This is a genomic window from Kribbella alba, assembly GCF_039529635.1.
Lineage (GTDB): Bacteria > Actinomycetota > Actinomycetes > Propionibacteriales > Kribbellaceae > Kribbella > Kribbella alba.
Map to the genome: position 1 here is coordinate 341268 of NZ_BAAANE010000004.1, position 12525 is coordinate 353792.

The following is a 12525-nucleotide window of genomic DNA, read 5'->3' on the forward strand; positions in this document are numbered from 1 at the left end:
CCCACTCCACCACCCGGATGGGCCGAAACCAATCGGGGATCGCCCCGGATTTCTCCCACCCCCGCCCTGACCCCGACCGCCGCGCCATCAAACCCAGCGCCAACCGCCGTCCGCGAGCGTGCCCACCGCAGGAAAGCCGGAGCTCAGGGGGCCGGGCGGAAACTGCTGGTGAAGGTCTGGAATATCTGCCGACTGGCATCCCACTGACTGTCCGGAGTGGACCAATAGATCCCGTACGCCTGGTGGTCGCTGGTGACCACACCGCGGTTCACGACATGCTGACGTCCACCACCGCGGGCATAGGTGAACTCCCAGTCGGCCGCTTTCTGGAAGTAGTTCACCGCCTCGATCCGGATCCGCTGGTAATCGGCGTAGCTGTCGCGGCGAGCCTGTTCCTGCTGGCGCCAGTCTGCGACCGGGTCGGGCTTGGGCTGATCGGTTTGGTCGATGAGCAGGAAGCGGGAGCCGCCCGGTTCGCGGAAGTACACGCGTTGCCCCTGCCGATCGACGGTCCAGTCGCTCGGAACAGCCAGGGAGAAACCGGTCTGGTCGGTGTGCCGCCTGAAGCCGGCCGGCACCGCGTCCGACGGCCCGGCTGTGGGAGACGACTGCCGACTGGGCGGCGGTGAGGACACCGCCAAGCTGGTTCGCGGCGGGCTCGTCGGATTGGAGGCCGTCGACGTACTGCGGGGCGCCGTCGGGCTCGATGCCGCGGTCGGACGCGTCGCCGAAGTCCCCGGCGACCGGCCCGCGTTGTTGCCGCCGTCAGGCCTGAAGAAAGCCCAGCCGACTACCGCGCCGGCCACCAGCACACACGCCACCACAGCCGCCAGCACCTTCCCCGACGACCTCCCGCGGCCCGACGTACCAGTCGAGGCCGGAGCTCCGCCATCCCCTCCGAACCCGCTGCCGGCAACCGCAGCACCCGTGCCACCACTGCCTGCGCCCGCGGGATCTTGCCAAGCCTGCTCTTCGGGCGGCGAGACGGGCGCCTCGGCCTGGGCGTCCGGAACTACTGCAGGAATAGGCAGTATGCGTGTCTGCTGACCGCTGTCCCGCGCTTGCTCCACGGTCCCCCGCGGGGCCGACGCAGCAGGGACCGGAGTACTCGGCAGGGTTCTTGCGATGGAGTCTGCTTGTTGCGTGGGTGCGGAGGCTGCCTCCTGGAGTAGGCGTCGGGCTGTCGGGCCGTCCATGCGGGCGGCCGGGTCCTTGCGAAGAAGGCCCTCAAGGACCGGCCATAGCGGACCCGCCAGCGGTGCAGGATCGGGAGCTTCGGTGACAGCGGCGGTCATCGTGGGTAGGGCAGTGCCCCGGTCGTGGGGCGCCCGTCCCTCCACGGCGGTATAGAGGGTGGCTCCCAGCGACCACAGGTCGGACTCCGGTCCGGCGCCGCGGGTCTGGATCCGTTCAGGCGCGATGTAGGCGGGCGATCCCAGCAGCGTGCCGGAGCGGGTCAAGGACGGATCACCCTCCAGCGTGGCGATTCCGAAGTCGGTCAGAACGACCCTGCCGTCGTCGGCCAGGAGGACGTTGCTCGGCTTGACGTCGCGATGCAGTACGCCGGCATCGTGAGCCGTCTCCAGCGCCGCCAGCACCTGCAACCCGATCTGCGCCACTCGCGCCGCCGGAAGTGGCCCACTCTCCCGGACGACCTCTGCCAGGGTCCGGGACCGGATCAGCTCCATCACCAGCCATGGCCGCCCGTCCTCCTCCACTACGTCGTACACGGTGACGACGTCGGGGTGGCTGAGCCGGGCCGCCGAACGCGCCTCGCGCAGGGTCCGCTGCCGCAGGATCTCGCGTTCGTCGTCAGGTAGCTCGGGCGGGAGCAGGATCTCCTTGACCGCCACCTCGCGGCCGAGCACCTCGTCGCGGGCGTGCCAGACTACGCCCATCCCACCGCGTCCCAGCGAACCGAGCAGCCGGTACCGCCCGGCCAGGAGCCGTCCCTTCGTCTCGTCACCTGCCATCGTCAGCAGTCCCTCCGGACCCCGAGAGCGAGGGGACGGGAAAGACGGAACACGGTGTCACAGGGGTCTCCGATCGGCGGGGTCGGCCTTCTCTCCTGACTGGTGCCCCACCACACCGGGCTGACACCCCACCCGCGGCCGAACCCGTACACCCGAACAGCGCAGTACATAGCGCAGTCCACAAGGCGGGCCGCGGGGAGTAGCCCGCGACCCGCACTGGGTTCTCTATGTGTTTCACGGCCCCGACGGAGCCGGTCCCTTTCGCGTGGGAAGGTGTCAGGCGGCCGGAGTCAGCTCGTCCTCGGCCAGTTCGCGCTGGACCGCCTCGAGTTCGGCGGCCTCCCCGGCCTCGGCCGCGCGCCGGGCCTTCAGTCCCCGCAGCCCGGTCAGACCGATGACCAGGCCGAGGGCTGCGATCCCGGTGACCACACCGAGAGCCGGCTTGTACGCCGACAGCATCCCGGCCGAGGTGGTGACGCCCTTCGACTGGCTGCTGATCACCGCGGTCACGACGGCGAGCACGATCGCTCCACCGACCTGGTTCGACGTGTTGAACAGCCCGGACGCGAGTCCCTGCTCGTGGTCCGGGACCCCCGAGGTGGCCTGGATGTTGAGCGCCGGGAAGGCGATCGCGAAGCCGAGGCCGATCAGCAGGATGGTCGGGAACACTGTCGCGAGGTACGCCGACTCCGGCCCGATCCGCAGCGACAGAGCGTAGCCGACGACGAACAGCGCCATGCCGGTGATGATCATCCGCTCGGTGCCGACCCGGTCGGCCAGCTTGCCCGCGTTCGGCGACAGGGTGGCGACCAGCAGCCCTGCCGGCAGGAAGCCCAGCGCGGTCTCGAACGAGGACCAGCCGAGCAGGTTCTGCAGGTAAAGCGTGCCGATCAGCTGGAACGCGACGTACGCGCCGAAGACCGTCAGGACGGCCAGGTTGGCCCTCCGCAGCGAGGAGTTGCGGAGGATGCCGAGCCGGACCAGCGGATGCTTCGACCTGCGCTCGACGACGATGAAGGTGGTCAGCAATGCGGCGGCGAGCAAGAACAGCCCGATCGTCTGGACGGAGACCCAACCGGCCCCCTCCGCGCCGACCACGGCGTACACCAGCGACAGCATGCCTGCGGTCACTGTGATCGCACCGGGGATGTCGTAGCCGCCGGCGGTGTCGTCGCGCGGGCTGCTCGGGATCAGCCTGACCGCGAACAGCAGCACGATCAGGGCCACCGGGCCGGGCATCAGGAAGGTCCAGCGCCAGCCGACCTCGGTGAGCAGGCCGCCGAGGATCAGGCCCATCGAGAAGCCGCTCGCGGCGCAGGTGGTGAAGATGCTGAGCGCCCGGTTCCGGTCCGGACCCTCGTGGAAGGTCGTGGTGATGATGGAGAGCGCGGCCGGCGCGGTGAACGCGGCGGCGACTCCCTTGACGAACCGCGCGGCGATGAGCAGTTCGGGGTTGGTCGCCAGCGAGCTCAGCATCGAGACCGCGGCGAACACGGCGAGCGCGACCAGGAAGACCCGGCGACGGCCGAGCAGGTCAGCGGTACGGCCGCCGAGCAGCAGCAGACCGCCGTACCCCAGCACGTAGCCGGTGACGACCCATTGCAGGGAGGACAGGGAGACGCCGAGGTCGGCGCCGATGGAAGGAAGCGACATGCCCACCATGGACACGTCGAGGCCATCGAGGAAGATCACGCCGCAGACGACCAGGAGGGCGCCCCACAGGCGTGCGTCCCAGGTCAGGCGGGGTGGTGTCGGTTGCGTTGTCTGTGTCACAAGACGAGAGCATTGCATGCGCGTGCATCTAATGTCTACTCATTAATTGCGCTTGCATTGAATGCGGATGCATGATAACGTCACCGCCGTGACCGATACGAAGGTCAGCACCGGGACCACCGTCGAGACCGGTGCAGCTGTCCGGGAATGGCGTGAGCTACTCGCCCGCCACGCGGACCTGACCTGTGCGCTCGATCGAGAGCTGCAAGCAGGTCACCAGCTGGGCATGAGTGAGTACGAGGTGCTCGAGCGACTCGCCGAGCTCCCCGAGCAGTCAGCCAAGGTCCAGCAGATCGCAGGCTCCGTCCACCTCAGTCAGAGCGCGCTCTCCCGCGTGATCGGCCGGCTCGAGGCGGCCGGGCTGGTCGAGCGGCACATGTGTCCCGACGACCGGCGCGCGATCAACGTCCGGCTGACCGAGGACGGCCTGCTCCGTCAGACCGAGGCGCAGCCCACCCAGCGCCGCGTGCTCGCCGAGCGGCTGCACTCGCCGCTCACGAAGACTTGCGACGCACCTATTCTCTGACGACTCGCTCAGTTCAGCGTGTACGTGTACCCGCTGCTGGTCAGACTGGCCAATATCCGCTCGCGGTGCTCTTCGCCCCGCATCTCGAGCTGCAACGCCACCTCGACCTCGTCAAGGTTCAACGTCTCCGAGATGCGCTCGTGCAGCACCTCGATGATGTTCGCCTCCACCTCGGCCAGCCGGGCGAGCAGGGTCGCGAGCCCGCCCGGGGTGTCCGGGATGCGCACCCGCAAGGACAGGTACCGGTCCGCCGCCGCCATGCCGTGCCGGAGTACCCGCATCAGCAGCAACGGGTCGATGTTGCCGCCGGACAGGACCACCACGACAGGGGGTCTGAACCGCTTCGGCTGATCCAGTACGGCGGCCACCGCCGCGGCCCCGGCCGGTTCCACCACCAGCTTGGCGCGCTCCAGCACCAGCAAGAGGGCCTTGGACAACGAATCCTCACCGACCGTGAGGACCTCGCTGACGTGCTCCTGGATCGCCGCGAAGGGAACCGTGCCGGGCAGTCCGACCGCGATCCCGTCGGCCATCGTCGCCATCTTCTCCAGCTGGATCGGTTCGCCGGCCGCGAGCGAGGCCGGATACGCCGCGGCGCCCTTCGCCTGCACGCCGACCACCTCGATCGGCATTCCGTCGCGCTGCATCGCCAACGCGATCCCGGCGATCAGCCCGCCACCACCGACCGGTACGACGACCGTCCGCACCTGCGGGCACTGCTCCACGATCTCCAGCCCGGTGGTCGCCTGCCCGGCCACGATGTCGGGGTGGTCGAACGGATGGATCAGGATCGCCCCGGTCCCGGCCTCGAACTTTCGCGCCGCCTGCAGGCAGTCGTCGATCGTCGTACCGACGAACCGGACGTCGGCGCCGTAGGCCCGGGTCGCCTTCTCCTTCGGGATCGGCGCACCGTGCGGCATGAACACGGTCGCCTTGATCCCGAGCAGTTGCGCGGCCAGGGCGACCCCTTGCGCGTGGTTGCCGGCGCTGGCCGCGACGACGCCACGGGCCCTTTCCTTCTTGGACAGCCGGGCCATCCGGACATAGGCGCCGCGCAGCTTGAACGACCCGGTTCGCTGCAGGTTCTCGCACTTGAGGAACACGTCACCGCCGACGAGTTCGCTCAGCCAGCGCGAGTACTCCAGCGGCGTCGGCGCCACCACATCATGCAAAAGGTCCGCTGCCCTGGCGATCTCCGCAGCACTGATGGTCACGCGCTCACACTACGACCGGACCACGCCCTCCGCCGGTCATTTGCGCCGCCTGTAACCGGATGTGCCTCCGCAGTTGACGGCTCACTTGAGCAGTAACTTGCCGAGGCGGCGGGAGGCGACGTACAGGCCAAGGGTTCCCATTACGGCCAGGTAGAGGGCGTTGATCAGCAAGGTCCAGCTCACAGTCCCGGTGGTGAGTGCGCGTTCGAGCGCGACACCCTGGTAGAGCGGGGCGATCTCGACCAGCCAGCGGATCGCGCCCGGGTAGGTGTCGACCGGGAAGAACGTCGCCGAGAACAAGAACATCGGCATCGTCGCGAGGGTCACGAACTCGAAGTCCTGCCAGCTCCGCATGAAGGTGGTCAGGGCCATCCCCGCGCCGGCGAACGCATACCCGATCAGCACCGCGGCCGGCAGCGCGAGCAGCGCCCACCAGGACTCGATCAGCCCCATCACGAGCATCACCACGATGAACATCGCCGAGTACGCCGTGCCCCGGAGCAGCGCCCACGTCACCTCCCCGGTCGCCACGTCCCAAGGGCGCAGCGGTGTCGCCAGCATCGCGTCGTACAACCTCGCGTACTTCATCCGGAAGAAGATGTTGTACGTCGAGTCGAAGATGGCGCCGTTCATCGCCGAGCTCGCGAGCATCGCCGGAGCCACGAACGCGGCGTACCCGATCTTCGTCCCGTCGGACAGGGTGAAGTCGCCAACCAGTTGGGCGACCCCGATCCCGATGGAGAGCAGGTAGAACACCGGCTCGAAGAAGCCGGACACGAAGACGATCCAGCTCCGCCGGTAGACCAGGAAGTTCCGCTCGACCAGGTGGCGCCCGCTCCCGGCCCGGACCGGCATCGGCAACACGCGGGCAGTGAGTGTCGCCATCAGCTGATCAACCTCCGGGTCAGTCCGCGGACCGCGAGCCAGGTGCCGACAGCGAACCACGCCGCGAGATAGGCGAGGTTGCCCAGCGCGGGGAGCAAGGAGACCGTGCCCAGGCTCAGGTCGCGTGACAGCTCGACCGCATGCCAGAGGGGACTCACATACGCGAGCCACTCGATCCAGTCGGGCAGTTGCGAGACCGGGAAGAACGCCCCGGAGAACAGCGAGGCCGGCAGCACGCCGAAGCGGAAGATGATCGCGAAACCCGAGTCGGTCTCCAGCCGGGTCGCCACCGCGCACACCGGGGCGGCAGCGGCCATCCCGACGAGCAGCGCGACCGGCAGAGCCAGCAAGCCGAGCGGCGACCCCAGGCCGCCGAACACCGCGATGATCGCGACGAAGACCGCACAGGTCGTGAAAACGCGGAAGGCGATGAAGGCAAGCTGCCCGTACATCACATCTGCCGGGCGCAGCGGGGTCGCGATCATCGAGAAGTAGAACTTCTGCCACTTGATCCCGCCCATCACCGGGTAGGTCGACTCGCCGACCGCGATCTGCAATGCGGTGGCGGCGAGCAGGCCGGGTGCGATGTACCGCAGGTAGCTCACGCCCCCGAGCGCGCCCGAGCCGTTGTCGTCGACGAACGAGCCGAGACCGATGCCCATGGCGGCCAGATAGAGCAGTGGCAGCAGGAAACTCGTGACCAGAGTGCCCTTCCAGGTCCGCTTGTACACCGTGGCCCAGTAGTCGAACTGCCTTCGGCCGTTCTCGATCGCGACCGTCATCAGTCGACCAACGTCCGGCCGGTGAGCCGCAGGAACACGTCCTCCAGCGTCGACCGGCGAACCAGCACGGCAGCAGGCTCCAGCCCACGCTCATGCACGGCCGCGACTGCTCTCTCCCCATCGTCGGTGTAGAGCAGCAACCGGTCAGGCAGCACCTCGATCCGCTGCGCGAGATCCTCGACCTTGCCGGCCAACGCGTCGTGATCCGTGAGCATCACCTCGGGCCCGAACCGCAACTCGACCACCTCACGCGTCGAGTAGTCCCGGATCAGCTCGACCGGAGACCCCTCGGCCGCGATCAGCCCGCCATCCATCACGACGAGCCGGTCGCACAACTGCTCGGCCTCGTCCATGTAGTGCGTGGTGATGATCAGCGTCACGCCGGCCTGCTTGAGCCGGAACAGCTTGTCCCACAGGAGATGTCGCGCCTGCGGGTCGAGGCCGGTGGTCGGCTCGTCGAGCAGCAGCAGATCCGGCTTGCTCACCAGGGACCGCGCGATCGTCAACCGCCGCTTCATCCCGCCGGACAGCTCGTCGACCTTCACCTTCGCCTTCTCGGTCAGCGCGACGAACTGCAGCAACTCGTCGGCTCGCTCCCGGCACTCGGCCCGGCTCAGGCCGAAGTACCGCCCGTAGATGGTCAGGTTCTCGTGCACGGACAGCTCTGTATCAAGCGTGTCGTCCTGCGGGCACACCCCGAGCCGCGCCCGGATCGCCGGACCATCGACCGCCGGATCCATACCGAGGATCCGGAGCTCCCCGCCGCTGGTCGGCGACACCGCCCCGATCATCCGCATCGTCGACGACTTGCCCGCGCCGTTGGGCCCGAGGAACCCGAAGGCCTCGCCCTTCCGCACATCCAGGTCGATCCCCGCAACCGCCTCGAAGTCCCCGTAGGACTTCCGCAGCCCGCGGGCATGAACGAGCGCCTCCACCTGTTCCGTCACAACCCAGACCCTAGACCGCCCCTCCGACACTTTCTCGTCGTTTTGTGAGCACTCCGCCGCGCTGACGCCGATCCACGGCTGGAACCCACTCACCCGCGCGACGGCCTGGCCAACGCCCACCGAACGGCGAGGCCGGAACCGTTCCGGCTGGCGGGTTGTTCGCCGACTGGCAGGACGATTGGGCGCTACCGGCCGAAGAAGCGGCCACCGGCGGCGGCGATCCCGGGGTAGTCGGCCGAGCATGCTCGGGATCGATCAGGCCGGAAACTTTTCGTCACCAGGCTCAAATTTGTTTCCGGCTCGCTGCGGCACAAGTCGCTTAGCCCATCAGACGGCGGCGTCCCCGCTCAGGGAGCCGACGCAGGAGGCGCGGGCGGGCGCGGAGTACAGGCAGTTACTCGCCGGCTGGGAAGTCGGCCGAAGCGCTGATCGCGGCCCACTTCTCGGTCTCCGCCGCGCGCTTCTCAGCAGCTGCGCGGATCGCGTCGACCGCCGCTGCGCCGAGCACGAGGCGCAGCGGCGGCTCGTCGGATTCGACCGCCTCCACGATGATCCTGGCGCCGCGAGCCGGATCGCCCTGTTGCTTTCCGTCGGTGGACCGGCGGAACTCGTGGAGGGCACCGACTGTCTCCTGGTAGTCCGCGCCGACGTCGTGCAGCGTCATCGAAGGGCCTTGCCAGTCCGTCCGGAAGGCCCCCGGCTCGACGATGATCACCCTGACGCCGAACGGCCTGACCTCGTTCGCCAGCACCTCGGAGAAGCCCTCGACCGCGAACTTGGCCGTCTGATACGCGCCCATCCCGGGAGTCCCGCCGACGCGGCCGCCCACCGACGAGAACTGAACGAAGGTGCCGGACCGCTGCTGTCGCAGTACGGGCAGGGCGGCCTTGGTGACGTTCACGGTGCCGAAGAGGTTCGCCTCGAGCTGGGCGCGGAAGTCGTCGTCCGCCAGCTCTTCGATCGGGGCGCTGTTGGCGTAGCCCGCGTTGTTGACGACCACGTCGAGCGACCCGAACTCCGCGACGGCGAACCCGACAGCGGCGCGCGCGGCTTCCGCGTCGGTCACGTCGAGCGGGAAGGTCCGAACGCGGTCGCCATACCGCTCGACCAAGTCACTGAGCTGCTTCGGGTCCCGAGCTGTGGCGACAACACTGTCGCCGCCGTCGAGCACCGCCTTCGCGAGCTCCCTCCCGAAGCCACGCGAACTCCCCGTGATGAGCCAGGTTTTGGACACACCTGCTCCCTGCGAGTCATACAACCAACTGGATAGTTGCTTCCCTCCACAGTGAACACCCGCCCTGCCAGGTTTGCAACTGACTGGTTGGTTTGAGTATCAACCCCGCCCGACATACGGCATGCCGGCAGCCATCACAGTCAGCGTCGGGACCGCGACGTCAACAGGCAGTTGCGCGATCCGGACCACGAAGTCCGCGACGATCTTCGGATCGAAGGTCGGCTCGGCCGCGATGGACCCGTTCGGCTGCAGCACGCCCTGCGCCATCCTCTCGGTCATCGGGGTGGCAGCGTTGCCGATGTCGATCTGGGTGGCTGTGATCCCGTGCGCCCGCCCCTCGAGCTCCAACCCCTTCGTCAGACCGGTGATCGCGTGCTTGCTGGCGGTGTACGCGATGCCCTGCGGCCGCGGCACATGCGCCGAGATCGACCCGTTGTTGATGATCCGCCCGCCCTTCGGGTCCTGCCGCAGCATCAACGCGAACGCGGCCTGCGCACACAGGAACGACCCGGTCAGATTCGTGTCGACCACTCGCCGCCAGTCCTGCTCCGAAACATCCTGTACTGCGGCCGCGGGCGCCCCGGTGCCGGCGTTGTTCACCAGGACGTCGATCCGGTCCAACGTCCCGAAGAACGCGGCGACTGCCGATCCGTCAGCAACATCGAGTACTGCGGTTCGCACCTCGGCCGGAGCTGATTCCGCCGTCTCGCGGAGCCTGTCCTCCGTCCGGCCGGTAACGGTGACCCCGAACCCGGCAGCAGCCAGCGCGTGCGCCATCTCCCGCCCAAGTCCCGAACCGCCACCAGTGACCACCGCGACCTGCTGCATGCCGTTCTCCTGAGCTAAAGGGATCCCCATCACCACGAGCCCCCATTCTCCTCTGTTGCCGCTTTGTGACCGGACGATGACGCTTGGTTAACGAGTTGCCGTCCTGATGACATTGCGGAAACTCATTTGCGTGTATCACGCAAGCATGTATATGCTTGCACCATGCAAGTACCTGACCCGTATGTGCCGCAGACCCCGATCGAGGGGGTGTTGCACGCGTTCACCCGCATCGGCCGGCGGCTGAAGACCAAGCAGCCGGGCGACACGATCGACCACAGCGTCCACCTGGTGCTGTTTGTGCTGCGGTGCAACGGGGCACTGAGGCTGTCCGATCTGGCGAACAAGATGGAGATCGACGCCTCTACCGCGAGTCGACACGTGCGGGCGCTGGAGCAGGCGGGCATGGTCCGCCGTTCCGCCGATCCCGACGACGGTCGCGCCTTCCGGGTCGAGATGACCGAACAGGGCGCCGCGGAGTGGGAAGCCGCCGCCAAGCGCCGGATGGACCTGCTGGGCCAGGCGATGAACGGCTGGTCCGAGTCCGACATCGAGACCTTCGAGAAGTTGATGACCCGGTTCGCCGACGGGGTCACCAGCCTCGTGGACGAGCGCGCCGACCGGGCCTGGGCCGACAAGGGCTGGGCCGCCGCGGTGAACGTGCACCAGAACACCGAGAAGAACGTGGAGAAACGATGAGCACCACCGAGCCCGCCACCGCCGGCGGCGCCTCCCCCGCGCCTGAGCCGAATGCTCCGAACTACCTGTCCCATAAGCAGATCCTCGTGATCCTCGGCGGCCTGATGGCCGGCATGTTCCTGGCCGCTCTCGACCAGAGCATCGTTGGAACCGCGCTGCCGCGGATCGTCAGCGAGTTCAACAGCCTGGACAAGCTGTCCTGGGTGGTCACCGCATACCTGCTGACCTCGACCGCCTCCACCCCGCTGTGGGGCAAGATCTCCGACCTCTACGGCCGCCGTCCGCTGTTCATCGCGGCGATCGTGACCTTCCTCGCCGGCTCGGTGCTGTCCGCCATGTCGCAGAACATCGAGGAACTGATCGGCTTCCGCGCCATCCAGGGCCTGGGCGCCGGTGGTCTGATGTCCCTCGCGTTCGCCACCATCGGCGACGTGATCCCGCCGCGTGAGCGCGGCAAGTACATGGGGTACTTCGGTGCCGTCTTCGGGCTGTCGTCCGTGGCCGGCCCACTGCTCGGCGGGCTGCTCACCGACGGTCCCGGCTGGCGCTGGATCTTCTGGATCAACGTGCCGATCGGCCTGGTCGCGCTGGGCGTCGTCGCCGCCGTGCTCAAGCTGCCGCATGTGAAGCGCAGCCACAAGATCGACTACCTGGGCGCCGCGATCGTCACTGGCGCGGTCACCACGCTGCTGCTGGCCGTCTCCTGGAGCGGGCCGACCAACGGCTGGGGTGCCGGGACGACGATCGCCCTGCTGGTCGCAGCTGTCGTGCTCGCGGTGGTCTTCGTGCTGGTCGAACTGCGGGTCTCCGAGCCGATCATCCCGATGGACCTGTTCAAGGGCCGCATCTTCTCCGGGTACGCGGCGTACGCCTTCTTGCTCGGGTTCGCGATGTTCGGCGCGCTGATCTTCCTGCCGCTCTACCTGCAGGCGGTCAAGGACCTGTCCCCGACCAAGTCGGGTCTGGCACTGCTGCCGATGATCGTCGGCATCTTCTTCGCCTCGATCCCGAGCGGCCAGCTGATGAGCAAGACCGGCCGGTACAAGATTTACCCGATCATCTCGTCGGTCCTGGTCGGCGGCGCGATGGTGCTGCTGTCCACGATCGGGCTGACCACGCCGTACTGGCAGCTGGCGATCTACATGTTCATCATGGGTGCCGGTCTCGGACTGTCGATGCAGATCACCGTCACCGCCGCGCAGAACAGCGTGCCCCGGCAGCACATGGGCACCGCGACCTCGACGATGACCTTCTTCCGCTCTATGGGTGGCGCGATCGGTACCGCTGTGTACGGCGCCGTCCTGACCAGCCGGCTGACGACACACCTGGGTGACATCGTTCCGCAGTCGATGCACGGCATGGTCGACCAGCTGGCCAAGGCCGCCAACAGCGTGCAGGCTTTGCACGCACTGCCGCAGCCGATGAAGGGCTGGGCTCTGTCGGGCCTGGTGCAGGCGATGGACGATGTCTTCCTGGTCTCGCTTCCGTTCCTGGCGATCGCGTTCATCCTGGCGGTCATCACCCCGGAACAGCGCCTGGCAGGTCGCGACGACGGCCCCAAGCCCGAAGGCGACAACGCCGACCTGGCAGCTTCCGCAGCCGCTATGCACTGACCGCAGCAACACAAGCAGCCCGCCCCGGGATCTACGGGGCGGGCTGTTTGTCTT

Annotated in this window: 11 protein-coding genes; 3 read left to right on the plus strand and 8 right to left on the minus strand. The window is 67.9% G+C overall.

Features of this window, described 5'->3' with window-relative positions:
* Positions 1 to 143: 143 nt before the first annotated feature.
* Positions 144 to 1973 carry a serine/threonine-protein kinase gene (locus ABD210_RS08410; protein ID WP_344110400.1) on the minus strand — a complete coding sequence of 610 codons (1830 nt, stop codon included), beginning with the start codon at positions 1971 to 1973 and terminating at the stop codon, positions 144 to 146.
* Positions 1974 to 2249: 276 nt separating this feature from the next.
* Complete coding sequence (locus ABD210_RS08415) at positions 2250 to 3746, minus strand: MFS transporter (RefSeq protein WP_344110401.1); 1497 nt, start codon at positions 3744 to 3746, stop codon at positions 2250 to 2252.
* Between the two features lie 88 nt (positions 3747 to 3834).
* Here ABD210_RS08415 and ABD210_RS08420 point away from each other — a divergent pair, with 88 nt between their 5' ends.
* On the plus strand, positions 3835 to 4272 hold the full coding sequence (locus ABD210_RS08420; RefSeq protein ID WP_344110402.1) for a MarR family winged helix-turn-helix transcriptional regulator: 438 nt from the start codon (positions 3835 to 3837) through the stop codon (positions 4270 to 4272).
* Positions 4273 to 4280: 8 nt separating this feature from the next.
* Here ABD210_RS08420 and ilvA read toward each other — a convergent pair whose 3' ends face one another.
* The 6 genes from ilvA to ABD210_RS08450 form a co-directional block, all read right to left on the minus strand.
* Positions 4281 to 5486: a threonine ammonia-lyase gene (gene ilvA / locus ABD210_RS08425; protein WP_344110403.1), complete on the minus strand. Its 1206-nt coding sequence runs from the start codon at positions 5484 to 5486 to the stop codon at positions 4281 to 4283.
* 81 nt (positions 5487 to 5567) lie between these two features.
* Positions 5568 to 6371 (minus strand): ABC transporter permease, encoded by an 804-nt coding sequence (locus ABD210_RS08430; protein ID WP_344110404.1) that lies wholly within the window; start codon positions 6369 to 6371, stop codon positions 5568 to 5570.
* The gene (locus ABD210_RS08435; RefSeq protein ID WP_344110405.1) at positions 6371 to 7153 is read right to left on the minus strand and encodes an ABC transporter permease; all 783 of its coding nucleotides are present in this window, start codon (positions 7151 to 7153) and stop codon (positions 6371 to 6373) included. The genes ABD210_RS08430 and ABD210_RS08435 overlap by 1 nt, the downstream gene beginning before the upstream one ends.
* Positions 7153 to 8100, minus strand: a complete 948-nt coding sequence (locus ABD210_RS08440; protein WP_344110406.1) for an ABC transporter ATP-binding protein — start codon at positions 8098 to 8100, stop codon at positions 7153 to 7155. Before ABD210_RS08440 ends, ABD210_RS08435 begins: the two co-directional genes overlap by 1 nt.
* 394 nt (positions 8101 to 8494) lie before the next feature.
* Positions 8495 to 9334, minus strand: coding sequence for an oxidoreductase (locus tag ABD210_RS08445; protein WP_344110407.1), 840 nt, complete (start codon positions 9332 to 9334; stop codon positions 8495 to 8497).
* Between the two features lie 99 nt (positions 9335 to 9433).
* The gene (locus tag ABD210_RS08450; RefSeq protein WP_344110408.1) at positions 9434 to 10162 is read right to left on the minus strand and encodes an SDR family oxidoreductase; all 729 of its coding nucleotides are present in this window, start codon (positions 10160 to 10162) and stop codon (positions 9434 to 9436) included.
* A gap of 162 nt (positions 10163 to 10324) precedes the next feature.
* Here ABD210_RS08450 and ABD210_RS08455 point away from each other — a divergent pair, with 162 nt between their 5' ends.
* Both ABD210_RS08455 and ABD210_RS08460 read left to right on the plus strand, forming a co-directional pair.
* Positions 10325 to 10858, plus strand: coding sequence for a MarR family winged helix-turn-helix transcriptional regulator (locus ABD210_RS08455; RefSeq protein WP_344110409.1), 534 nt, complete (start codon positions 10325 to 10327; stop codon positions 10856 to 10858).
* Positions 10855 to 12471 (plus strand): MDR family MFS transporter, encoded by a 1617-nt coding sequence (locus tag ABD210_RS08460; protein ID WP_344110410.1) that lies wholly within the window; start codon positions 10855 to 10857, stop codon positions 12469 to 12471. The genes ABD210_RS08455 and ABD210_RS08460 overlap by 4 nt, the downstream gene beginning before the upstream one ends.
* Positions 12472 to 12525 lie beyond the last annotated feature (54 nt).